The organism is Kribbella sandramycini (assembly GCF_013131805.1).
GTDB lineage: Bacteria > Actinomycetota > Actinomycetes > Propionibacteriales > Kribbellaceae > Kribbella > Kribbella sandramycini.
Genome location: NZ_JABJRC010000005.1, coordinates 267,705 through 289,153 on the forward strand (window position 1 = coordinate 267,705; position 21,449 = coordinate 289,153).

26 protein-coding genes are annotated in these 21,449 nt (G+C 67.8%); 18 read left to right on the forward strand and 8 right to left on the reverse strand.

Going from position 1 to position 21,449, the window contains the following annotated elements:
* Positions 1-42: 42 nt before the first annotated feature.
* On the reverse strand, positions 43-756 hold the full coding sequence (locus HPO96_RS21930; protein ID WP_171675396.1) for a winged helix-turn-helix domain-containing protein: 714 nt from the start codon (positions 754-756) through the stop codon (positions 43-45).
* A gap of 134 nt (positions 757-890) precedes the next feature.
* Between HPO96_RS21930 and HPO96_RS21935 the strand changes: the two genes are divergently transcribed.
* Together HPO96_RS21935 and HPO96_RS21940 are read left to right on the forward strand one after the other, a co-directional pair.
* Positions 891-1,130 carry a MoaD/ThiS family protein gene (locus HPO96_RS21935; RefSeq protein WP_171675398.1) on the forward strand — a complete coding sequence of 80 codons (240 nt, stop codon included), beginning with the start codon at positions 891-893 and terminating at the stop codon, positions 1,128-1,130.
* 358 nt (positions 1,131-1,488) lie between these two features.
* Complete coding sequence (locus HPO96_RS21940; protein ID WP_171675400.1) at positions 1,489-1,797, forward strand: hypothetical protein; 309 nt, start codon at positions 1,489-1,491, stop codon at positions 1,795-1,797.
* A 51-nt stretch (positions 1,798-1,848) separates the two neighbouring features.
* Here the strand turns inward: HPO96_RS21940 and HPO96_RS21945 are convergent, their stop codons facing one another.
* Positions 1,849-3,627 carry a bifunctional metallophosphatase/5'-nucleotidase gene (locus tag HPO96_RS21945; protein ID WP_171675402.1) on the reverse strand — a complete coding sequence of 593 codons (1,779 nt, stop codon included), beginning with the start codon at positions 3,625-3,627 and terminating at the stop codon, positions 1,849-1,851.
* 126 nt (positions 3,628-3,753) lie between these two features.
* On the opposite strand from HPO96_RS21945, the gene mshD reads away from it, so the two are divergent.
* The 3 genes from mshD (at position 3,754) to HPO96_RS21960 (ending at position 6,331) form a co-directional block, all read left to right on the forward strand.
* Positions 3,754-4,677 carry a mycothiol synthase gene (gene mshD / locus HPO96_RS21950; RefSeq protein WP_171675404.1) on the forward strand — a complete coding sequence of 308 codons (924 nt, stop codon included), beginning with the start codon at positions 3,754-3,756 and terminating at the stop codon, positions 4,675-4,677.
* A 200-nt stretch (positions 4,678-4,877) separates the two neighbouring features.
* Complete coding sequence (locus HPO96_RS21955; protein ID WP_272954668.1) at positions 4,878-5,450, forward strand: DUF6318 family protein; 573 nt, start codon at positions 4,878-4,880, stop codon at positions 5,448-5,450.
* Positions 5,447-6,331, forward strand: coding sequence for a PKD domain-containing protein (locus tag HPO96_RS21960; protein WP_171675408.1), 885 nt, complete (start codon positions 5,447-5,449; stop codon positions 6,329-6,331). Before HPO96_RS21955 ends, HPO96_RS21960 begins: the two co-directional genes overlap by 4 nt.
* Positions 6,332-6,495: 164 nt before the next feature.
* Here the strand turns inward: HPO96_RS21960 and HPO96_RS21965 are convergent, their stop codons facing one another.
* The gene (locus tag HPO96_RS21965) at positions 6,496-7,332 is read right to left on the reverse strand and encodes a hypothetical protein (RefSeq protein WP_171675411.1); all 837 of its coding nucleotides are present in this window, start codon (positions 7,330-7,332) and stop codon (positions 6,496-6,498) included.
* 112 nt (positions 7,333-7,444) lie between these two features.
* On the reverse strand, positions 7,445-8,065 hold the full coding sequence (locus HPO96_RS21970) for a flavin reductase (RefSeq protein ID WP_171675413.1): 621 nt from the start codon (positions 8,063-8,065) through the stop codon (positions 7,445-7,447).
* Positions 8,066-8,142: 77 nt separating this feature from the next.
* Here HPO96_RS21970 and HPO96_RS21975 point away from each other — a divergent pair, with 77 nt between their 5' ends.
* A complete protein-coding gene (locus HPO96_RS21975) occupies positions 8,143-9,018 on the forward strand; it encodes a phosphotransferase (RefSeq protein ID WP_171675415.1) in 876 nt (291 codons plus the stop codon).
* Here the strand turns inward: HPO96_RS21975 and HPO96_RS21980 are convergent.
* A complete protein-coding gene (locus tag HPO96_RS21980) occupies positions 9,011-9,910 on the reverse strand; it encodes a hypothetical protein (protein WP_171675417.1) in 900 nt (299 codons plus the stop codon). The genes HPO96_RS21975 and HPO96_RS21980 overlap by 8 nt on opposite strands.
* Positions 9,911-10,044: 134 nt before the next feature.
* Between HPO96_RS21980 and HPO96_RS21985 the strand changes: the two genes are divergently transcribed.
* Together HPO96_RS21985 and HPO96_RS21990 are read left to right on the forward strand one after the other, a co-directional pair.
* Complete coding sequence (locus HPO96_RS21985; protein WP_171675419.1) at positions 10,045-10,584, forward strand: acyl-CoA thioesterase; 540 nt, start codon at positions 10,045-10,047, stop codon at positions 10,582-10,584.
* Positions 10,581-11,240, forward strand: coding sequence for a potassium channel family protein (locus HPO96_RS21990; protein WP_171675421.1), 660 nt, complete (start codon positions 10,581-10,583; stop codon positions 11,238-11,240). The genes HPO96_RS21985 and HPO96_RS21990 overlap by 4 nt, the downstream gene beginning before the upstream one ends.
* Here the strand turns inward: HPO96_RS21990 and HPO96_RS21995 are convergent.
* The gene (locus HPO96_RS21995) at positions 11,218-11,841 is read right to left on the reverse strand and encodes a TetR/AcrR family transcriptional regulator (RefSeq protein ID WP_171675423.1); all 624 of its coding nucleotides are present in this window, start codon (positions 11,839-11,841) and stop codon (positions 11,218-11,220) included. The genes HPO96_RS21990 and HPO96_RS21995 overlap by 23 nt on opposite strands.
* Before the next feature lie 38 nt (positions 11,842-11,879).
* Between HPO96_RS21995 and HPO96_RS22000 the strand changes: the two genes are divergently transcribed.
* From HPO96_RS22000 to HPO96_RS22030, 7 genes are all read left to right on the forward strand, one after another.
* Positions 11,880-12,794 carry a DMT family transporter gene (locus tag HPO96_RS22000; RefSeq protein ID WP_171675425.1) on the forward strand — a complete coding sequence of 305 codons (915 nt, stop codon included), beginning with the start codon at positions 11,880-11,882 and terminating at the stop codon, positions 12,792-12,794.
* Positions 12,773-13,228 carry a MarR family winged helix-turn-helix transcriptional regulator gene (locus HPO96_RS22005; RefSeq protein ID WP_171675427.1) on the forward strand — a complete coding sequence of 152 codons (456 nt, stop codon included), beginning with the start codon at positions 12,773-12,775 and terminating at the stop codon, positions 13,226-13,228. The genes HPO96_RS22000 and HPO96_RS22005 overlap by 22 nt, the downstream gene beginning before the upstream one ends.
* The gene (locus HPO96_RS22010) at positions 13,225-14,430 is read left to right on the forward strand and encodes a glycoside hydrolase family 3 N-terminal domain-containing protein (protein WP_171675429.1); all 1,206 of its coding nucleotides are present in this window, start codon (positions 13,225-13,227) and stop codon (positions 14,428-14,430) included. Before HPO96_RS22005 ends, HPO96_RS22010 begins: the two co-directional genes overlap by 4 nt.
* Positions 14,430-14,762 carry a YidH family protein gene (locus HPO96_RS22015; protein ID WP_171675431.1) on the forward strand — a complete coding sequence of 111 codons (333 nt, stop codon included), beginning with the start codon at positions 14,430-14,432 and terminating at the stop codon, positions 14,760-14,762. Before HPO96_RS22010 ends, HPO96_RS22015 begins: the two co-directional genes overlap by 1 nt.
* The gene (locus HPO96_RS22020) at positions 14,759-15,067 is read left to right on the forward strand and encodes a DUF202 domain-containing protein (protein WP_171675433.1); all 309 of its coding nucleotides are present in this window, start codon (positions 14,759-14,761) and stop codon (positions 15,065-15,067) included. Before HPO96_RS22015 ends, HPO96_RS22020 begins: the two co-directional genes overlap by 4 nt.
* 140 nt (positions 15,068-15,207) lie before the next feature.
* A complete protein-coding gene (locus HPO96_RS22025; protein ID WP_171675435.1) occupies positions 15,208-15,840 on the forward strand; it encodes a DUF47 family protein in 633 nt (210 codons plus the stop codon).
* A gap of 2 nt (positions 15,841-15,842) precedes the next feature.
* Positions 15,843-16,841 carry an inorganic phosphate transporter gene (locus HPO96_RS22030; RefSeq protein WP_171675437.1) on the forward strand — a complete coding sequence of 333 codons (999 nt, stop codon included), beginning with the start codon at positions 15,843-15,845 and terminating at the stop codon, positions 16,839-16,841.
* 1 nt (position 16,842) lies between these two features.
* Here the strand turns inward: HPO96_RS22030 and HPO96_RS22035 are convergent, their stop codons facing one another.
* Positions 16,843-17,367: a hypothetical protein gene (locus tag HPO96_RS22035; RefSeq protein ID WP_171675439.1), complete on the reverse strand. Its 525-nt coding sequence runs from the start codon at positions 17,365-17,367 to the stop codon at positions 16,843-16,845.
* Positions 17,368-17,470: 103 nt separating this feature from the next.
* Positions 17,471-18,229 (reverse strand): lysophospholipid acyltransferase family protein, encoded by a 759-nt coding sequence (locus HPO96_RS22040; RefSeq protein WP_171675441.1) that lies wholly within the window; start codon positions 18,227-18,229, stop codon positions 17,471-17,473.
* A gap of 149 nt (positions 18,230-18,378) precedes the next feature.
* Between HPO96_RS22040 and thiC the strand changes: the two genes are divergently transcribed.
* The 3 genes from thiC (at position 18,379) to HPO96_RS22055 (ending at position 21,449) form a co-directional block, all read left to right on the forward strand.
* Positions 18,379-20,001, forward strand: a complete 1,623-nt coding sequence (gene thiC / locus HPO96_RS22045; RefSeq protein ID WP_171675443.1) for a phosphomethylpyrimidine synthase ThiC — start codon at positions 18,379-18,381, stop codon at positions 19,999-20,001.
* A gap of 297 nt (positions 20,002-20,298) precedes the next feature.
* Positions 20,299-20,898, forward strand: a complete 600-nt coding sequence (locus HPO96_RS22050; protein WP_171675445.1) for a SatD family protein — start codon at positions 20,299-20,301, stop codon at positions 20,896-20,898.
* Positions 20,895-21,449 (forward strand): hypothetical protein, encoded by a 555-nt coding sequence (locus tag HPO96_RS22055; protein ID WP_171675447.1) that lies wholly within the window; start codon positions 20,895-20,897, stop codon positions 21,447-21,449. Before HPO96_RS22050 ends, HPO96_RS22055 begins: the two co-directional genes overlap by 4 nt.

Sequence of the window (21,449 nt, forward strand, 5' to 3'; positions counted from 1 at the left end):
CACGGCGCAGAATCTACCCCGCGGAGGGGGCGTCACCGCAGGTCAGGCGGGCGCTTCGGCCGTTTCCCGGGTGGTTGCGGCCGGCGGGACCACGAAGCGGTAGCCAACGTTACGGACCGTGCCGATCAAGGACTCGTGTTCAGGGCCGAGCTTCGCGCGCAACCGGCGTACGTGGACGTCGACCGTCCGCGTGCCGCCGAAGTAGTCGTAACCCCAGACCTCCTGGAGGAGCTGCTCGCGGGTGAACACCCGGCCCGGGTGCTGCGCGAGGAACTTGAACAACTCGAATTCCTTGTAGGTCAGGTCGAGGGCGCGGCCGTTCAGCTTCGCGGTGTACGACGCCTCGTCGATCACGACGTCGCCGGTGCGGATCAGGCTGGTGTCCGGGTCCTCGGTGCGGGTGGCGGCCAGGCGGCCGATCACCAGCCGCAGGCGGGCCTCGATCTCGGCCGGGCCGGCGGTGTCGAGCAGCACGTCGTCACAGCCCCAGTCGGCGTTGACGGCGGTCAGCCCGCCCTCGGTGACGACCAGGATCAGCGGGACGTCGATCCCCGTCGTCCGGATCAGCCGGGACACCCCGCGGACGGCGACCAGGTCACGGCGGGCGTCCAGCAGGACGGCGTCCGCGTCGGGAGCGTCGACCAGCGCGGCCACCTCGGCGGGCAGGATCCGGATCTGGTGCGGCAACAGAGCGAGCGACGGCAGCACCTCGGTGGAGGCCTGCAGTGCGTTCGTCAGCAGAAGCAACGTGCTCACGTTGTCTCCCCGTGCTGGTCTAGGTGCACATCAGGCCCCAGCGGCGTCATTGCCGGGGGCCCGAGACACACTGGATAACAACAGCAAGCTGACATACTAACCGAAGACTCATCCGATCAGTGAGGTCGCACCCGATGCCGGAAGTCACCATCCGCTATTTCGCCGCGGCCCGCGCCGCCGCCGGCCACCCCACCGCGACCGCGGACGCCACCTCCCTGGCCGACCTGATCAGCACGGTCTCCACCGACCGCCCGGAGCTCGCCCGAGTCCTCTCACTCTGCACCTTCCTGCTCAACGGCGAACGCGCAACCCCCACCACCCCCCTCCCCGAAGGCGCCCTCGTAGACGCCCTCCCCCCCTTCGCCGGCGGCTAACCCGCCGCCCCCACTCCCCGCGCCTGGCGCGCCGACGACTCACCCGCCAACCCCCACTCCCCACACGGGGTCCGCCCGCGGCTCACCCGCGGATCACCGCTCCCCAGACCGGGTCCGCCGACGGCTCACCCGCCGACCACCGCTCCCCACACCGGGTCCGCCGACCGCCACTCCCCACACCGGTCCGCCGCCGACTGCTGACTCGCCGGTCGCCCACCGCACTCCTCGTCCGGTGAACGAAGTTCGTGATGTGACTGGTGTGTTGTTGTGTGACTGGTGGTTCGACGGGCTTTTACGACTGTCAAGGATCCTGCTACCTTGCGTATTCCGTCGTTCCACGGAAGGTCACCGATCACCGATGGCGCACGTTGCACCGACCTCGCATCGCCGCGCGACCCGCGCCTCGCACCGCGGTAACCGCACGGCCGATGGGCCGATCCGCCGCAGTACCTGGCTCGGCCTGGCGTTCGCGATGGTTCTCGGCCTGTTCCTCACCGGCTACGCCCACGTCGGCGTACACGCCGCCGGCGTCACCCTGCTCGTCATGCTCGTCCCGCTGACGCTCGCCGTCTTCGGCGCCGCCGTCCGCCGCGGTTTCGGCTCGACGCTGTCCCCGCTGTTCACCGCCGGCGCGCTGACCTTCGTCCTGCTCAAGTTCTTCCTCTGACCGCCGGGGTGGGTACGCCGAGCGGCGTACCCACCCACAGGCGGCCCGGGCTCAGGACCCGGTCGAGATCCGGTCCGTCGGCCCCGGCGTGTACGGGTCGTGCGCGGTCAGGTACTTCGCGAAGGCGTCGATGTCGAGCCCGCCGAAGAACTTGTTCGTCGCGGTGGTGAAGGCCGGGAAGCCGTCACCACCGTCCGACAGGAAGTTGTTGGTGACGATTCGGTACGACGTACCGTCGGCCAGCGGCTGACCGCCGATCTTCACCGAGCCGGCCACGATCTTCGAGCCGGCCGCCGCGGCCGGGTTCCAGGTGTAGGTGATCCCGGCGACCTGCAGCACCTTGTACTTACCGGCCTCCGGCCCGTTCACCCCGGAGAACTGCTGCTCGAGCAGCGCCTTGATCTGCGCGCCGGTCATATCCATCGAGACCAGGAAGTTGTTGAACGGCTGGACCGTGAAGGCCTGCCCGAAGGTGACCTCACCCGCGTTCGACGCGAGATCGGCCCGGATACCGCCCGGGTTCATGAACGCGGCGACCGGCGTCTTGCCGCCCGTCACCACCGTGGGGTCGGCGAGCTGCGCGTCGGCGATCAGGTTGCCCAGCGGGGACTCGAGCGACTCGTCCGGCGTCCGCGAGACCGACGTACCGCTGATGTGGCCGATCACCTTGTTCGCGATCGGGGCGACCAGCGTCTGGTACTTGCCGATCAGCTCGGTGGTCTTGCGGTCCTGCGGGACGTCCCGGGTGACGATCACGTTGTTGGCCAGCGTGTTCACCCGGTCGACGTCGTTCGTCGCGTTGTTGATACTCAGCCGGACCTCGGTGACGAGCCGGCCGAACGACGACGCGCTGGTGATCAGCCGCGGCTGACCGGCCTTGTCCGGCAGGGAGCAGTTGTAGCCCTGGTGGGTGTGACCGGAGATGATCGCGTCGATCTCCGGGTCGAGACCCGCGTTGATGTCGACGATCGGGCCGGAGATCCCCGGGCAGCTGTTGTACGCCTTCGGATCGGCCGGGAAGCCGCCCTCGTGCAGCAGCACGACGATCGACTTCACGCCCTTCTTCTTCAGCACCGGGACCAGCTTGTTCGCCGTCTCGATCTCGTCCTTGAAGGTGAGCCCCTCGACCCCGGACTTGGTGACGATGTTGGGCGTGTTCTCCAGCGTCATCCCGATGAAGGCGACCTTGCGGCCGTCGTCGAACTTCTTGATCGTGTACGGCGCGAGCAGCGTGCGCTGGGTGTTCTCGAAGAACACGTTGGCCGACAGGTAGTCGAAGTCCGCGCCCTTGAACGGACGCTTCTTGTCGGGGCACGAGTTCTGGTTGTTCTGGCCGTCTCCGTCGGGCAGGCAGCCGCCGGTCTGCATCCGGAGCAGCTCGTGCCAGCCCTCGTCGAACTCGTGGTTGCCGACCGAGGCGGCCTCCAGGCCCATCAGGTTCATCGCCTCGATGGTCGGCTCGTCGTGGAACGCGGCCGACAGCAGCGGCGAGGCGCCGATCAGGTCGCCGGCGGCGACCGTGACGGACTCCTGGCCCTTCGCCTCCGCGGCCTCCCGCAACTGCTTCAGGTGGGTGGCCAGGTACGCCGCGCCACCGGCCGGGATGCCGTTGATGTTGCCGCTCGAGCCGCCCGGCGCCTCCAGGTTGCCGTGGAAGTCGTTGAGGGCGAGCAGCTGGATCTGGGTGTGCGTCGGCTTGGGCTTCGCCGGCGATGCCTGGGTCACGGTTCCCCCCGTGGCCAAGCCGAGCACGGCGGCGGTGCCGACGGCGATCAGGCCGGCGGCCCATCGTCGGTTCAGCCGCGTCTTGTCTCGTCCTGTCAAGGCCATGTCTACTCCGTCGTCGTAGCGATCACCGCATGGAATTTGCCAGGCGGTCCCGAAAAATTACCCCGGGTGCCACGGCCCTTCCAAGGACCTGAGCATGAACTCAGCCGGACCTTTTACGGTATTCCCGTGACTCTCGAAGCAGTTCCCTCACCGTTGCCCACGGCCACCGCGGCCGCCGTCACCGAAATCGCTCGGCTGGCCGCGCAGAGCGACGGCGTGAACCCACTCGACGAACGCACCCTGCTGCACCTCGACGGCGAACACCCCGGCGACCTGCACGTCCTGGCCTACGACGGCGAACCCGGCACCATCGAGCCCAGCGGCCTCCAGTCGGCCCGCAACCTGATCGGCTACGGCGCCCTCTCCCCCGACGGCTCCGCCGAACTCGTCGTCACCCCGTCCGCCCGTCGCCAGGGCACCGGCACCGCCGTCCTCCGCACCCTCCTCGACCACGCCGGCCCCCGCCTCGCCGTCTGGGCCCACGGCCGCCTCCCCGGCGCCGACGAACTGGCCGCCCGCCTCGACCTCCACATCTCCCGCGAGCTCCTCTTCCTCCGCCGCCCCGCCGCCCCCCTCCCCACCCCCACCTGGCCCGACGGCATCGCCGTCCGCACCTTCGTCCCCGGCCAGGACGACGCCGCCTGGCTCGAACTCAACCGCCAAGCCTTCGCCACCCACCCCGAACAAGGCGCCTGGACCCAATCCGACCTCACCGACCGCCTCAACCAGCCCTGGTTCGACCCCGAAGGCTTCTTCCTCGCCACCACCCCCACCGGCGCCCTCGCCGGCTTCCACTGGACAAAACTCGAGAACAACGAAGCCGAGGTCTACGTAGTAGGCGTCTCCCCCACCCACCAAGGCACCGGCCTGGGCAAAGCCCTCACCCTCCAAGGCCTGAACCACCTCCAAACCACCAAATCCCAACCCCAAATCACCCTCTACGTAGACGGCACCAACACCCCCGCCCGCCGCCTCTACACCTCCCTCGGCTTCACCACAGCCGCCCAACACGTCCAATACACCCCCCAATCCCCCAACTCCGCGTCATAAACCCCTCTCCCCACCGTCCCCCCAACAACCAGGAGCCGTCCGCGCCCCTAACCCCCCAGCCGGACGGCTCCTGGCCCCCACCCCCACCACTTATCCACACCCCCACCAACCGACATCCCCCCACCACTCCCACTCCGTCTACCATCATTTTGACTACGGAGAGGTGACCCCGGTGACAACCCGCAACCCCCCTGGCCGCCCTGGCCCTAACCACCACCACCGCCCTAGCCCTAACCGCCTGCGGCCCCGGCAGCCCCGAAGCCGGCCGCCCCAACACAGCCCCGCCGCCCTCGACGCCGGTCACCTCTCCGAGCAGCAGTGCGACCCCGTCGGATCTCCCGAGCGGTCCGCCTGAGCGCCCGGCGGATGCGAAAGGATTGTCGCTAGCGGCGGCTGAGCGGTTCGTTCGGTACTACAGCAGCCTGTTGAACTACGCCGCCGACACCGGTGACACCACACCGTTGCTTGGGGCGAGTGAAGCCGGCTGCGAGAACTGCAAGGCGTACGCCGCGGCGGTACAGAAGTCGAACGCCGCCAACGGCCTACTGGCAGGTGACTACCGCGAGAAACTGACCGAGGTCGCTGAACTGGTTCGGGGTGAGGACGGTCAACTCGGCGGATCCGCGCGCGTGACCGTCGGCGCTTACACCACCAAAGAGACCGCTACCTCCAAGCCGTTCGCGAGCAAACCGGCCACGTACACACGCGAGTTCGCACTGTCCTCTCAGGCCGGTAGTTGGGTCATGTACGAGATGAAGTCGGTCAAGCAATGATCAGACCCGGCATTGCGGCTGTTGCCCTCACGGCGATCGTGGCGCTGATGCCACAGACCGCCGCTGCGGCCGGCCGTAACGCCGCGGTGCGAGCGGGAAACGATCCGGTCGTCGTAGCCGACCCGACGAAAGACGGCACCCTGATCAAGGGGACCAAGACCGTCCACGATCGACTGCGGAAAGCTCGCAAGAAGAAGCCGGGACCGAAGGAGGCCGCACAACGAGGCGGCTCTGGCAGCACCAGGCACACGAAAGACAATCCGCGGACCACGATCCCGGAGCGCGTCGATCTCAACTTGAACATCGGTATCTGCGGAATGCGGCAACCCGACGGAACAGTGCCTGGGCCGTCGAGGTGCCAGCCGACCGGCCCGGACATGCCGCAGCCGACGCGCCGGCCGGGCGATCCGGTCATTATTCAGCCAAGCCCCGAGGATGTCACCTGGCAGCAAGTGCTCCAGGAAACTCGAAGCGTCGTCTTCCCCGGCTTGTCGGTCAAGGTCCAGCCAGCAGAGCGCACGCTCGTCAATCTCGACACGATCGTCTACACCACCGAGGCCAGCGCCGCACGCACTGAGGTGCAAGTGCTCGGCTTTCCCGTCACGGTAGAGGCCACCCCACGGAGCTACGTCTGGCGTTTCGGCGATGGCGCGACGAAGACCACGACGTCGCCGGGCAAGCCGTACCCGGCTAAGGAAATCACCCACAAGTACATGAAGCGCAACGACGTGAGCCTCACGTTGACCACGAACTATGCCGCCCGATTCCGCGTTGCCGGCGGCAACTGGCAGTACCTCCCGAGCTTGGTCCCGATCACCGGGCCCGCAACCGCGCTCCAAGTCCGCGAAGCCGTACCAGTTCTCGTCGACCCGCCCAGATGAACTCGCGTGCTGAGAGGCGAGAGCGGAAGGAGACCGGCGCCAGGACGTGACTGGGCCACCTATCCGGCTACAGCCTTAGGCCACTGCGGCTCGCTCAGCCTGCGCCGGAGCGATCGGATGCGGCGAAGGGCTGATGTTGGCGGCTCTGGATGGTGTTGCATCGGTCAGATGTCTGCCAAGGGAATGGGGCGTTGCGGATGGGCTGCGCAGCGGGGGCAGTTGGGATCCGCGGATTGGTGGTCTCGGAACCAGAGTCCTGTGTCGCGGGCGTGTCCGAGTGGGAGGGCTGCGAGGTAGAGGCGCTTGAGTTTGGCGGCGCTGGGAGGAAGCTCGGCGATGGTGGTGCGAAACGCGCGCAGGTGACCGTCGATGAGGGCGCCGTCTTCCATTTGCTGGAGGACTCGATACTCCCAGATGCCTTGGCGACGCGGACCGAAGAAGATGTCGTCGGGCTGGTTCGGGATGACGGTGTGCGTGGCTCCGGGTTTGAGATGCGCGATCAGCCGGTCTGAGCGCTTCGAGGTCAAACCGCGGGCGAACTCTTCGGTCAGGAGGTTGGCGAGGGTTTCTGTCGGGACGATGCGGACTGACGTCGCGTCGTACGGGCGTCGCCAGCCGCCCGGCCGGAGGGAGAGTGAGGTGGGCGGTTCTGTGTAGACGGGCCACTCGCCGTAGCGGTCGAGGTAGGTGTAGTCGTACTCGAGGTTCTGGAGCTGCTCGATCAGCCAGTTTTTCTGGGCCGGCGATGCTGTCGTCCAAAGCCAATAGAACGTAAACGTGCCTGGGCCAGGCCAGCCATCGGGCCCGCTGCGCGCAGAGATTCTGCCGGTGCCGAGAATGCCGGGCAAGTTGTGTACTACGTCCGCGAGCATGTGCATTCGTTGCAGATCCGGTTCTCCGGAGCGTTGTCCAGCGGTGGCTGCTGCCCGGATCTCCAGGAGGGCCTGGTAGACCAGGTGGGCAGCGATCCGCTGCTCGTCGCGACATAGCCTGCGGTTCACTTTGGCACCGATCCAGGCGCCGCCGTGTGGCGGCGGTCTTGAGGTCGTGGGTGTGGGGCCGGCCCGGGGGCCTCATGAGTTTGGATGCGGTCGGCGGGGTCGTCAACTGCGGCTAGTGGGGTTTGGTGAAGTGGGCGGGCCAGGTGGGGTAGGGGATTCGGGGGGTTTGGCGAAGGGGGCCGAGGGTGGACCAGTTGTCTTGGTCTAGGCGGGCTAGGGGGTTCAGGAGTTCGGGGGTCGGGTGGTTGTTGGTGAGAGCGGTGGGGGTTAGGGCTATGGAGCGGACTTGGCCTATTACCAGGGTGCAGTCGCCTAGGGGGATGGTGGTGTGGAGGGTGCATTCGAGGGCGGCGGGGGATTCGGCTACTCGGGGGGCGGTGATGGTGCGGGAGGGTTCAGGGGTTACGCCGATGGCGTCGAATTCGGAGATCTCGGGTGGGAAGTCGGTGGCGGAGGCGTTGATTTGTTCGAAGAGGGGGGCGGGGGCGAGGTTGATGACGAACTCGCGGGTGGCTTCGATGTTGGTGAGGGTGTCTTTGCGGCCTACCGAGGTGAACTGGACCATGGGCGGGCGGACCGAGGCGACGGTGTAGAAGGAGTGCGGGGCGAGGTTGAGGATGCCGTCGGCGGAGATGGTGGAGACCCAGGCGATGGGTCTGGGGATGACGATCGCGTTGAGGGTCGCGTAGGTCTTTCGGGGGCCGACCTCGTCCGGGTCGAGTTCTAGTCGCACGGTGGCAGTAGATCAAACGGGTGGACGGCGGCGTGGCGCGGGACGAGGATCGCTCACGGACTTGAAGGAGGGGTTGCGTGGGCGAGCTTGGTGGGTTGTTGGGTGCGGTGGTGGGGGTTGGGCGACGGTATGGGGTGCCGGGTGGGGAGGTTCGGGAGGTCGCTGGTGGGGTGGCCAATCGGGCTTTTGTGGTGGGGGGTGAGTTGTTTGTGCGGGTGGCTCGGGCGGGGTTTGAGGGGGACCTGCGGAAGGAGGTGGGGGTGGTGCCGGCGGTCCGGGCAGTGGGGGTTCGGACGCCGGAGGTTGTTGAGTTCGATGAGAGTCGGGCGGTGGTGGATGCGGTTTATGTGGTGATGGAGCGAGTGCATGGGGTGGAGCCGGCGGGGGCGTCTGTGGGGGTGGGGGACGAGTTGGCTCGGGTGCATGAGGTGCGGTCAGTCGAGGTCGAGTTGCCGGTGGATGGGTGGGGGGATCCGCGGGTGACGGTGGAGGGGTTGGCTGTACGAGGGGTTGTGGATGGGGCTACGGCTGAGTGGTTGACGGGGTGGTTCGGGCGGTTGGAGCAGCGGTTCGATCGGGCGGCGCCGCGGGTGTTGATTCATGGTGATGTTGCCCCGCACAACCTTCTCGTCGGGGCGGACGGGGAGCCGGTGTTGGTGGACTGGGGAGATGCGGCGTGGGCGCCGCGGGCAACCGAGTTTGCGAAGTTGCGGTTGGGTGAGGTCGTGGGGATGTTGCCGCGGTACTTGGCGGGGGTTGGTGATGAGGCTCCGAGCGAAGAGGAGCTGGCAGCGGGCATCTTGTATCTGCAGTTGTCGTGGGGGCTTTCGAAGTTGGCGGCAGATCCATGGCCGGGGCAACGGCATTGGACGGCGCCGCCGGCGAGCCGGCTGCTCGGGTTGTTGCAGTTCTTCACCAGCAGGCCTCCGGCACCATGGGCGGATCTCAGCTGAACTCCTTCAGGAGTGCGGAGAGCTCGGGTGACAGGGTGAGCGTGGTCGGTGAGTGGGCGCTGGTTGCCGGATACCAAGTGGGGGTTGGGGTGAAGGTGACGAGGTGGACGTCGGGTGAGAGCGGGCCCGGCGCTTGGTTGTAGGTGCGGACGGCGTGGTTGATCAGGTGGCCCAGGGCGGGGATGGCCCCGAGATCTCGGATCACATGGATCAGCAGCAGATCCCGCGAGGGCAGCGCGACGAGCAGGCCGGACGGCGGCGTCGAGATCGCGAGCGAATCACGCAGTACGGCGTCGATCACCAACGCCCGGGACGCGGTGAACGAGTCTCCAGTCAGCGCGGCAATCTGTACGCCGCCGACGTCAACGAAGTCGACCGTGTCGGTACGACGGCGCAAGTTGGCCAGGCCGAACCCCTCTGCCGCGCTCCAGGTCAGCCCGAGATCGCTCGGATTCAGGAACATCGTGACGACATCCCCCTGCTCAGCGGCGGGGACGGACAACAGCCCGGGCAGGAAGTCAGGACGGTCGGCCGTCCACTCGGCCGGCAGCGCCGCACGCGGGACGAGCCGCTGCACCAGCGCCCGCTCCGGATCGGCCGGAGGATCGGGCACACCCTCCTCGAGCCTGCGGATCAGGTCGGTGAAGTGCCTCTCCACGGCCTGCGGCCAGCCTGCCGGATCCTGATGGGCGATCGCGCGGGCCAGATTGCTCAGGCCGAGGATCGGACCACTCGCCCGCGGATCGGTCGGCTGGAGGACGCCGTCGCGGTACATCAACTCGTAGCCGAGCCTGCGCACGACGGCCAGCGCGAGGCACACGAGCCGGCCGACCTGGGGGCCGGTCAGCGGGCTCAGGAAGTCGACGGAAGGGTTGTCGGTGGTTGTTGTCATGGGCCACCTCCTCGACAGAGAAAGTACGAGGATTCGACCCCTTTCCGGCCGGTCGATTCGTTCCTGTGGACAACCCGCTCGGTACTCTGCGCCGGACGGCCGGGACCCGGCCAGAACGTGGAGGAGAGATCCAGATGACCAGCATTCCGGCGTCGCGGCCGACTTCGGTGACCCGGCTGTCGCTGTCGCACATCACGGCGCAGAACGAGACGAACCTGCTCGGCACCGTGCACGGCGGCGTGATCATGACGCTGGTCGACTCGGCCGCGGGCGTGGTCGCGGCCCGGCACTCGGGCGGCGCCGCGGTGACGGCCTCGATGGACGAGATGGTGTTCCTGGTCCCGGTCCGGGTCGGTGACGTCGTGCATTTCCGCAGCCAGGTGAACTGGACCGGCCGGAGCTCGATGGAGATCGGCGTCCGGATCACCGCCGACCGATGGGACGCCGTCGGGCCCGAGGTGCACGTCGCCTCGGCGTACCTGGTGTTCGTCGCGGTCGACGAGGAGGGCAAGCCGCGCGCGGTCCCGCAGGTGGTCCCGGAGACGGACGAGGACCGCCGCCGGCTCCGCGAGGCCGAGATCCGTCGCAGCCACCGCTTGGCCCGCCGGGCTGCGATCATCGCCTCCCGCGAGGAAGATCAGCGCGAGGAAGATCAAGAGGGAGCTACGCAATGAGTCTGTTCGCCGGCGCTCGGCGGCATCCGTCGGCCGTGCTGCTCGTCGTGCAGCTGCTGGGCGTGGTGATCTACCCGCTGACCGAGGGCTCGACCGGCGGCCGGGTGACGTTCGAGATCCTCGGCATCATGGTGCTGGTCCTCGCGGTCTTCTCCGTCCGCGCCACCCCGGGCCTCACCTGGGTCAGCATCGGCCTCGGCATCCCGGCCGTCACACTCTCGCTCTGGGACGCCTTCGACTCCAGCGACACCGTCGTCGCCGTCTCCGGCGCGCTGCACGCCGCGTTCTACTTCTACGCGGCCTACAGCCTGCTGCGCTACATGCTCTCCGACCACGACGTCAGCACCGACGAGCTCTACGCCACCGGCGCCACCTTCACCCTGGTGGCCTGGGGTTTCGCCTACCTGTACTCGTTCGTCCAGGTGCTCGTCCCCGGCAGCTTCATCGCCGCAGTTGCCCCAAGCAACGATCGTACCTGGATCGAGCTGCTCTTCCTCAGCTTCACCACGCTGTCCAGCACCGGCCTGAGCGACGTCGTCCCGATCACGCCGTGGGGCCGGTCGGTCGTGATGCTCGAACAGCTGGCCGGCCTCGGGTACGTCGCGATGGTCGTCTCGCGCCTGGTCGGGCTGACTATCTCGCGCCGCTCGACCTAGGCCACCCGGCCAGCAGATCCGCGGCCGCCCGGGCGGCGACCTCGGGCGCATGCGGCATCGCGGCGACCCGGAAACTGACCAGTGCCCCCTCGTGCAACAGCAGCAGCCGGTCAGCCAGCTCTCCCGGGTCATCCAGCCCGGCGAGCCGCGCCTGCGCCTCGAACTCGGCCCGCATCCACTGCTTCTGCCCGACAATCACCGGCATCGCCGGATGGTCCGGCGCGGCCAGCTCGACACTCGCGTTGATGAACCCGCACCCCTGCCGCGACTCGGTGACCCAATCGGTCAAAGCGGCGAACAAGGCCAGGATCAGCTCGACCGGCGTCTTCGGCGCGCGAACCTCCAACTGAGCGTCCAGAAACGCATGCCAGACCCGGCTCCGATGCTCGAGGTACGCCGCGATCAGCCGATCCTTCGATCCGAACCGGTCGTACAGCGTCTTCTTCGTGACGTCGGCCGCCTCGGCGATCGCATCCACCCCGACGGTCCGGATGCCCTGCTCGTAGAACATCGTCGCCGCCGCGGCCAGAATCCGCTCCCCCGCGGGCGTCAGCCGAGCCGCCGCCGGCAGCTCGCGGTCCACCATCAGCATCGCAACCATACTGACAGTATACCGACCGGTATGGTTACCTCGAACCCATGACCGCCCGAACACTCGCCCCAGCCCGAACCACGAGCCTGATCGGCGCAGGTGCCGGATTCGTGCTGTTCTGGAGCTCAGGCTTTATCGGCGCCGGCTGGGGCACGCAGTACACGAACGCCTTCGATCTGCTGGCCTGGCGCTTCCTGCTCGCAGCCCTCATCGCCACAGCGATCCTGAGCATCCGCCGACCCCAACTGACCCGCCGCGACATCGCCACTCAGATCTGGATGGCGGTACTCACGCAGTTCATCTACCTCGGCGCCATCTTCACCGGCGTCGACCACGGCATCACGGCAGGCGCCACCTCCCTCATCGGCTCACTCCAACCCCTCGTGATCGCCACAGTCGCCGGACCACTCCTCGGCGAACAAGTCAGCCGCAGACAGTGGACCGGCCTCCTACTAGGCGTCGCAGGAGTAGCCCTAGTCGTCGCCGGCGACCTACAAGGCGGTCACGGCTCCCTACTACTGTTCCTGCTCCCCCTAGGCGGTCTGCTGGGCCTCGTCGCCGGAACCTGCCTAGACCGGCACCGCAAGCCAGCAGTGAGTTCGCTGGACGCGCTGTGCATCCAGAGTGTCGTGTCGGCCGTCTTGTTCGTCACACTCGCCGCCTCGACCGACCAGCTCACCGTGCCACGCGAGCCCGGCTTCTACGCCGCAGTGCTCTGGTTGGTGCTGTTGGCAACGGGCGGCGGATGGGGCTTGTATCTGGTCAATTTGCGGCTCTCCGGCGCCACCCGCGTAAGCAGCCTGCTATATCTGGTGCCGCCGACCACGATGCTGCTCGCGTACGTCGTACTCGACGAGCGGATCGGCCCGTTGGCCGTCGTCGGCATGTTGATCTGCGCCATTGCCGTCGCCCTCATCAGAGTGAACGCTACGCTGCGGACATGGCGGAACCTCGATGGCTGAACGAGAAAGAGCAGCAGGCCTGGCGTGCGTTCATCGCGGCCCAGCGCGTGGTGAACAGCCGGATCGAGCAGCAACTGCAGCGTGACGCAGGAATCCCCCACACGTACTACGAAATCCTCGTACGGCTCTCCGACGCACCGGAGGGCCGCCTGCGGATGAGCGAGCTGGCCATCGCGACCCTCGGCTCCCGCAGCCGCCTCTCGCACGCGGTGAACCGACTCGAGTCCCAGGGCTGGGTACGCCGAGAAGGCATCGAGTCCGACCGTCGCGGCCAGGTGGCGATCCTCACCGATGCGGGCCGACAGAAGCTGGTCGACTCCGCGCCCGGCCACGCCGAAGAGGTGCGCAGCGCGATCTTCGACGCCCTCACCGAGGAGCAGGTCGATCAGCTGTACGCCGTCTGCACCGCGCTCGCCGAACAGAACCAAGCATGAAGCGAACCGCCGTCCTGGCCCTCTCGCTCCTCCTCGTCACCGGCTGCAGCGACTCCTCCCAGCCCACCGCCGGCCCCAGCACCATCCCGTCGTCATCCGTTCCAAAACCCACGACCCAGCCAACCGAAACGCCCACGCCGACACCCACCCCAACAGCAACCCCAACCAGCTGTGTCGACGCCAAACTCAAGACGCTCACCCTCCGCGAGCAGGCCGCCCAGCTGATCATGACCGGCATCAGCGCGAACGGGATGACGTCGTCCCAGCGCCCGGTCATCCAGAAGCAGAAGCCCGGCGGCGTCCTCCTGCTCGGCAACAGCGGCAGCCTCGCCCACACCCGCGCCGCCACCAACGCAGCCAGCAAGGCGGCGACCGTCAAGGGCATCAAGCCGCTGATGGCCGCCGACCAGGAGGGCGGCGAAGTCCAGCGCCTGAAGGGCTCCGGCTTCACCAGAATCCCCGCTGCGACCGTGCAGGGCACCTGGTCCAGCGAGAAGCTCACGGCCCGCGCCAAGCTCTGGGCGGGCCAACTCATGGACGCCGGTGTCAACGTCAACCTCACCCCGGTGGCGGACGTCGTCCCGGCGAACCTCAAGCAGCGGAACGCCCCGATCGGCAGCCTGAACCGCGAGTTCGGCAACACACCGGGCGAGGTCGGCCCCGCCGTCCAAGCGTTCGTCAAAGGGATGCAGGCCGCCGGCGTGATCACTTCGGTCAAGCATTTCCCCGGGATCGGCCGGGTCCGCGGCAACACCGACTTCTCCTCCGGAGTCGTCGACACCGTCACGGTCCGTGGGGACGACGACCTGCAGCCGTTCGCCGACGGGATCGCGGCCGGCAGCGAGATGCTGATGGTCTCCACCGTCACCTACACCAAGATCGACCCGGCCAACCGGGCCGTGTTCTCGCCGACCGTCATCGGCGGGATGGTCCGCGGCGATCTCGGGTACGACGGCGTCGTGATCACCGACGACGTCGGGGCCGCCGCGGAGGTCGCGAAGGTCCCCGCCGGTCAGCGCGCGACCCGCGTGATCGCGGCCGGCGGCGACATCGTCATCAACGGCGCGCCCGGGCTCAACGCGACGATGATCAACGCGCTGGTCGCCAAGGCCCAGCAGGACGACGCCTTCGCTGCCAAGCTGACCGCCAGCGTCCGACGAGTGCTGGCGCTCAAGGAGAAACACGGCCTGGTGGCCTGCTGATGGACGAGCAGGAGCCCGACTACCGGTTCACGCTGGCCAACGAGCGGACCTATCTGGCCTACCTGCGGACATCACTCGCCTGCTATGCCGGTGGCCTCTCGGCGGTCCAGTTCCTCGATCTCGGCCGGGACCGCTGGCCGGCCCGGATCATCGGCGTCATCCTCGTCCTGGCCGGTCTGGCCACCACGCTCGGCGCGCTCCGGCGCTGGCAGCAGAACCTCGTCGCGATGCGTCGCCAAGAACCACTCCCGGTAACCAAACTGCCACTGATGCTGGCAGCAACGATCACCATCGGCGGTCTGATCGGCCTGGTCTTCGCACTGTGGCGATGAGCACACCCGACAGCGGCCTGCAGCCCGAACGCACCCTGCTCGCCTGGCGCCGGACCTCCCTCGGGCTGATTGCCAACGGCATCCTGCTGCTTGCCTCCGGCCACGGTTCGTCCGACGTCCGGACCGGGCTCGGCATCGTCGTCCTGACGCTCTCCCTCGGCTGCTGGGCCGCGGTGAGCGCGGTTTACCGGCACACCCGCGGCGCCGCGGTCCACTCGCTCGGGCAGGACCGAGTCCTCCGGGTCGCGGCCGGTCTGGTCCTCCTGGTCGGGCTTTTCGACCTCTACGCGGTGGTCACACGCTGATACCAATTGATTACTCGACTGTCATCTTCTAGTGAACTAGTTCACCCCGACGCGCTACGTTGACCCCGCGGATGCAAGAACCGCGGGCTGTTCCCCCTAGCATGATCAACGGTTTGTCCCTCGTTCACCCGGAGCTTGAAGTGCCGTTACGTCTGCGTCCGAACGACCCGACGTTCTACGACCTTTTCACCGAGTCCGCCAACCACCTCGTGGACGGAGCTCGCATCCTCGCCGAACTGCTCGGCAGTACGGCCGGCAGCGGTCTGGCGGCCAGCCACCAGATCGCGGCCCAGATGAAGGATGCCGAGCACGCCGCGGACGAGACCACGCACTCGATCATCCGCAGGGTGAACTCGACGTTCGTGACCCCGTTCGACCGCGAGGACATCTACCGGCTCGCGTCCGACCTCGACGACGTCATGGACTTCATGGAGGAGGCGGTGGACACGGTCCACCTCTTCAACCTGGAGAAGCTGCCGGAGGAGGTCGCCGAGCAGATCGAGGTCCTGCAGCGGGCCGCGCAGCTGACCGCGGAGACGATGCCGCGGCTGCGCACGATGAAGGATCTCGCCGAGTACTGGATCGAGATCAACCGGCTGGAGAACACCGGTGACGCCGTCCACCGGCGGATCATCGCGAAGCTGTTCAGCGGTGAGTACGACGCTCTCACGGTGATGAAGCTGAAGACCGTGGTCGACCTGCTGGAGGCGGCGATCGACGCGTTCGAGCACGTCGCCAACACGGTCGAGCAGATCGCCGTCAAGGAGAGCTGAGCGTGGAGCTCGCGCTCGTCGTCGCGGTCGTCGTGATCGCGCTGGTCTTCGACTACACCAACGGTTTCCACGACGCCGCGAACGCGATCGCGACGTCCGTCTCGACCCGGGCGCTGACGCCGCGGGTCGCGCTGATCATGGCCGCGGTCTGCAACTTCCTCGGCGCCCTGCTCGGCACCGAGGTCGCCGAGACCGTCGGCAAGGGCATCATCAACACCCCGGCCGGTCAGCACGGCCTGGTGATCGTCCTGGCGGCGCTGATCGGCGCCATCACCTGGAACCTGATCACCTGGTACTTCGGCCTGCCCAGCTCCTCGTCGCACGCGCTGATCGGCGGCCTGGTCGGCGCCGGCCTCGCGTCCAGCAGCGTCGTGCTCTGGTCGGGCATCGTCGACAAGGTCGTCATCCCGATGGTGATGTCACCGGCGATCGGCTTCCTCGGCGCGTTCATCGTGATGACCGCGATCCTGTGGCTGTTCCGGCGCAGCAACCCCGGCAAGACCACGCGGGGCTTCCGGCTGGCGCAGTCGCTGTCGGCGGCCGCGATGGCGCTCGGCCACGGCCTCCAGGACGCCCAGAAGACGATGGGCGTGATCTTCCTGGCGCTGCTGACCACCGGGCACGTGCAGAAGGGCGACGGCATCCCGCTGTGGGTCAAGCTGGCCGCGGCGACCGCGATCTCCCTGGGCACGTACTCCGGCGGCTGGCGCATCATGCGCACCCTGGGCCGCCGGATCATCCATCTCGACCCGGCCCGCGGTTTCGCCTCGGAGGCGGTCGCGGCGAGCGTCCTGTACGTGATGGCGATCGGCCTGCACGCGCCGGTCTCCACGACGCACACCATCACCAGCGCGGTGATGGGCGCGGGTGCCACCAAACGGCTGTCCGCGGTCCGCTGGGGCGTCGCGAAGGGCATCATCACCGCCTGGGTGCTGACCATCCCAGCCGCCGGTCTGGTCGCAGCAGCTTGCTACTGGATCGCACACCTGATTCTGGAGTGATCTAGCGGTTCCAGCGGCGGACTGCCTTCGCAACGTCCTTGGGACGGATGGCATCCAGGTTCTGGTCCCAGGCAGTGAAGAGGCGGTCAGCGAGGGCAGTGGCGTCCAGTGCAGCCTGGGGGCGCACTGCCACTGCCCAGGTGGCTGCGGCCGCGTGGCCCTGTTCGTAGAGCAGGTGGTTGACCGTGGCCTGGATGCGGGCGCGGTCCGGGCCGGTCAGGCCACGGGCCGCCCAGTCCTGCAGGATGGCCGGGTCGTCAGCGGTCATCTGCGCCAGGTAGGTCAGCGGGCCGCGCCAGAAGCCCCGGTGGCCGATGGTGTCCAGGCTCTCGAGCGGGAACCAGCCGTTGGCGCACCGTCGTCCATTGACGGCCGCCTCGACCTCCCGGGCGCGCTCCGCGGACAGGTCGCGCGTCGACCAGTCGATGAAGTAGGCGCCGGCATCCGGCAGCCGTTCCGCGATCTGCGGCGCCACCGCCAGCGTCCCGGGATCGAACAAGCGCAGTTCTTCCGGTGCATCGAACACAAGCCATCCCCCGCCCGACAGGCACCCCCCAGGTCCCTGCTTTGTCAACAACAAGTGCCTTTCGTACCCTTGCGGACGGGCGAGGGTCAAGAGTCTGTCCGAATTACTCCTGGCTCTGGGCTTTCTTCGCGGCCCGTCGTTCGAGCTCCTCGCGGTCTATCCGGTCGGCCTCGGCCGGGGTCGGCGCGGAGCCGCCGTACGCGGCCGGCAACCACCAGGCGCCGGCCGGTTGCTCCGGGTAGGCGCGGATCGTCTCGTCGAGCATCCCGGCCATCGTGGCGCGCAGCGCGTCGGTGGCCGCACCCGGGTCGTCGTCCGGCGTGACCGTGATCGGCGCGCCGACGGTGATCGAGATCGGGCGATGCCGGGCGAAGTCCTTCGGATGGTCCTTGGTCAGGAACCGCTGGGTGCCCCACAGGATCATCGGGATCACCGGGACGCCGGCCTCCGCGGCCAGCCGGACCGTGCCGGACTTGAACTCCTTCAGCTCGAACGACCGGCTGATCGTCGCCTCCGGAAAGACGCCGACCACCTCCCCGGCGCGCAGAAAGTCCAAAGCCTGCTGGTACGACGCCGCCCCGGCGCTCCGATCGACCGGAATGTGGTGCATCCCGCGCATCAGCGGCCCGGAGAACCGGTTCCGGAACAACACCTCTTTGGCCATGAACCGGACCAGCCGGCCACTCGGCAGCGCGCCGTACCCGCCGAGGACGAAATCGACGTAACTGATGTGGTTGAGGGCGATCAACGCACCCCCGGTCCGCGGCACGTTCGCCGTTCCGGTCAGCTGGAACCGCACGTCCAGCACCTTGAACGCCGTCCGGCAAAGGCCGACGACAGGCGGGTACACGAAGTCACGCATTCAGAAACCCTACTAAGGTGTCGGTGACAATTGCAGATCGCGGGAGCTCGCACCGTAGCGGGCTGAGAGGGCGGCTGGCCAGGGATCACCCTGCCCGGCGCCGCCGACCGCCGAACCTGTCCGGGTAATTCCGGCGTAGGGAGCAGCACGTGACAACCATCGGCACCGTACGACCGACTGTCACCACCGGCCCGATCTCGGGGTCGGAGAAGATCTACCGCGGCGAGCTGGGAGTTCCAGGGCGTCGCGTCCACCTCACCAACGGCGAGACCTTCGACCTGTACGACACCTCCGGGCCGTACACCGACGCCACCGCCGAGATCGACGTCCAGGCCGGTCTGCCCGCACTCCGGCGGGACTGGATCGCCGGCCGGGAGAGCAAGACCCAGCTGGCGCACGCGCGAGCCGGCACGATCACCGAGGAGATGCGCTACATCGCCGTCCGGGAAGGGATGGACCCGGAGTTCGTCCGGGACGAGGTGGCCCGCGGCCGGGCCGTCATCCCGGTGAACCGGCGGCATCCGGAGAGCGAGCCGATGATCATCGGCAAGAAGTTCCTGGTCAAGGTGAACGCGAATATCGGCAACTCGGCCGTCACCAGCTCGATCGAGGAAGAGGTCGAGAAGCTGGTCTGGGCGACCCGCTGGGGCGCCGACACCGTGATGGACCTGTCCACCGGCAAGAACATCCACGAGACCCGCGAGTGGATCCTGCGGAACTCGCCGGTCCCGATCGGGACCGTGCCGCTCTACCAGGCGCTGGAGAAGGTGAAGGGCGATCCGGCCGCGCTGAGCTGGGAGGTCTACCGCGACACCGTGATCGAGCAGTGCGAGCAGGGCGTCGACTACATGACCGTCCATGCCGGCGTCCTGTTGCGGTACGTGCCGCTGACCGCCAGGCGGATCACCGGGATCGTCTCCCGCGGCGGCTCGATCATGGCCGCCTGGTGCCTCGCGCATCACCAGGAGTCCTTCCTGTACACGCATTTCGCCGAGCTCTGCGAGATCCTCCGCGAGTACGACGTGACGTTCTCCCTCGGCGACGGCCTGCGGCCCGGGTGTATCGCCGATGCGAACGACGCCGCCCAGTTCGCGGAGCTGAAGACGCTCGGCGAGCTGACCAAGGTCGCCTGGGAGCACGACGTTCAGGTGATGATCGAGGGCCCGGGCCACGTGCCGATGCACAAGATCGCGGAGAACGTCCGGCTCGAGGAGGAGCTCTGCGGCGAGGCGCCGTTCTACACCTTGGGGCCGCTGGCCACCGACGTCGCGCCGGCGTACGACCACATCACCAGCGCGATCGGCGCCGCTCAGATCGGCTGGCTGGGGACGGCGATGCTCTGCTACGTCACCCCCAAGGAGCACCTCGGCCTGCCGGACCGCGACGACGTCAAGACCGGTGTGATCACCTACAAGATCGCTGCCCACGCGGCCGATCTGGCCAAGGGACACCCGGGCGCGCAGTCCTGGGACGACGCGTTGTCCAAGGCCCGTTTCGAGTTCCGCTGGGAGGACCAGTTCAACCTCTCGCTGGATCCCGACACCGCGCGGTCGTACCACGACCAGACGCTGCCCGCCGAGCCGGCCAAGACCGCGCATTTCTGCTCGATGTGCGGGCCGAAGTTCTGCTCGATGCGGATCACCGCCGATATCCGCGCGTACGCCGAGGAGCGCGGCCTGACCTCGACCGAGGCGATCGAGGCCGGGTTCACCGAGATGTCGGAGACTTTCAAGGCCAAGGACGGCAAGCTCTACCTGCCCTTGGCCGAGTGAACCCACTGGTCGGCTGAACCGCTCCGGCGGCTGAATCCCGAAGGCCCCTGGAACCGCTGCCTGAAGCGGTTTTGGGGGCCTTCCGGCGGCGAAAACCACACGTTTCGGGCTTACGCAGGGTGAAAGAGATGGGTGAGTCGAGATGCGAGAGTGCCCGGTTTGAGCGGAGAATTGGGGAATCGGCTGGCCTGCGAGGCGATCACGGGGAGTAGTCGGGTGAACCGATTCAGGTTTTTGCCTTCACTCTACGTGAATAAGACTGTAGCCTTAACTGCGTTGGGAAGGAGGTGCGGCGCAGTGGTCTTCGTTCTCACGGTAGATCAGCGGGGCAGCCGAATCACGGGCGATCTCATACCCGAGCTACTGAACAGCCTCAATCGCCGGCCGCGCCGGCCCGGGCTGATCCGCAAGTTCGAGCGGACCGCCGGCGACGAGGTCCAGGCGGTGTTCGACGAGGCCAAGGCAACGATCGACGTGATCGTCGAATTGCTCCGCCGGGACAGCTGGTACGTCGGGCTCGGCATCGGCGAGGTGGCGCAGCCACTGCCGCGCAGTACGCGCGCGGGCAACGGCGATGCGTTCGTCCACGCGCGGGAGGCGGTGACGCGGGCGAAATCGAGCCCGCACCATGTCAATGTGGTCGGTTCGGACGAGCAGCTGGCCGACCGGGTCGAAACCGTGCTCTGGTTGATGGCATCCGTACTGCGACGCCGCAGCGAACGCGGCTGGGCCGTCGCAGACCTGCTCGCGGAGGGCCTGACTCGACGGGAGATCGGCGTGAAACTGGGGATCAGCCAATCTGCGGTGACACAGCGGGCCCAAGCGGCCGGCTTCGCCGAGGAGCAACGCGGCCGCCTGCTGGCGACCGAGCTGCTCGACGCCGGGGCTGCTGCGTGACGGCACTCGTCCTGGCGCTCACGGCCGCCGGTCTGGTCCTCGCAGTCCTGGCCTGGGTGCCCAAGGCGGGCTCCACGGTGGAGATCATCATCAGCGGCTTCATGCTGGCCTGTCTGATCGCTGCGGGGCTGCTACTGCTCGCAGCGAATGGCGTGGCCGACTGGCCGGAGCGCTGGTGGAACGTCCTGCTCCTGCTGGCTGGTGGGCTCGCAGTGACCGGAGGCGGTCCGCTGACGACGTCTGTGCTGGCTCTGGTGGACCGCGGGAACACCAGAGCCCAATCGACACAGAAAGCCGGTGAGGTGCTGCGAGGCGGCGCACTGATCGGTGCGCTCGAGCGGGGCGCCATCTACGGCGCTCTGGTCGCCGGCTGGCCGGAGGGGCTGGCCATCGTGCTCGCCATCAAGGGTCTGGCTCGCTACCCCGAGCTGCGCAGTCCTGACCAGCCCGCCTCCGTCACTCCGCAGGCAGTCGCCGAACGCTTCATCATCGGCACCTTCACCAGTGTGCTCTGGTCGGTCACCTGCGCCGGCTTCCTGCTGTCGAAATAG

Bases quoted from the DNA above. Each gene is read 5' to 3' on its own strand.
- HPO96_RS22015 (WP_171675431.1), top strand. From the start codon at position 14,430: ATGGACGAGCAGGAGCCCGACTACCGGTTCACGCTGGCCAACGAGCGG.
- HPO96_RS21945 (WP_171675402.1), bottom strand. From the start codon at position 3,627: ATGGCCTTGACAGGACGAGACAAGACGCGGCTGAACCGACGATGGGCC.
- HPO96_RS21935 (WP_171675398.1), top strand. From the start codon at position 891: ATGCCGGAAGTCACCATCCGCTATTTCGCCGCGGCCCGCGCCGCCGCC.
- HPO96_RS21985 (WP_171675419.1), top strand. From the start codon at position 10,045: ATGACCAGCATTCCGGCGTCGCGGCCGACTTCGGTGACCCGGCTGTCG.
- HPO96_RS21980 (WP_171675417.1), bottom strand. From the start codon at position 9,910: ATGACAACAACCACCGACAACCCTTCCGTCGACTTCCTGAGCCCGCTG.
- HPO96_RS22000 (WP_171675425.1), top strand. From the start codon at position 11,880: ATGACCGCCCGAACACTCGCCCCAGCCCGAACCACGAGCCTGATCGGC.
- HPO96_RS22005 (WP_171675427.1), top strand. From the start codon at position 12,773: ATGGCGGAACCTCGATGGCTGAACGAGAAAGAGCAGCAGGCCTGGCGT.
- HPO96_RS21960 (WP_171675408.1), top strand. From the start codon at position 5,447: ATGATCAGACCCGGCATTGCGGCTGTTGCCCTCACGGCGATCGTGGCG.
- HPO96_RS21940 (WP_171675400.1), top strand. From the start codon at position 1,489: ATGGCGCACGTTGCACCGACCTCGCATCGCCGCGCGACCCGCGCCTCG.
- HPO96_RS21995 (WP_171675423.1), bottom strand. From the start codon at position 11,841: ATGGTTGCGATGCTGATGGTGGACCGCGAGCTGCCGGCGGCGGCTCGG.
- HPO96_RS22020 (WP_171675433.1), top strand. From the start codon at position 14,759: ATGAGCACACCCGACAGCGGCCTGCAGCCCGAACGCACCCTGCTCGCC.
- HPO96_RS22040 (WP_171675441.1), bottom strand. From the start codon at position 18,229: ATGCGTGACTTCGTGTACCCGCCTGTCGTCGGCCTTTGCCGGACGGCG.
- HPO96_RS22010 (WP_171675429.1), top strand. From the start codon at position 13,225: ATGAAGCGAACCGCCGTCCTGGCCCTCTCGCTCCTCCTCGTCACCGGC.
- HPO96_RS21990 (WP_171675421.1), top strand. From the start codon at position 10,581: ATGAGTCTGTTCGCCGGCGCTCGGCGGCATCCGTCGGCCGTGCTGCTC.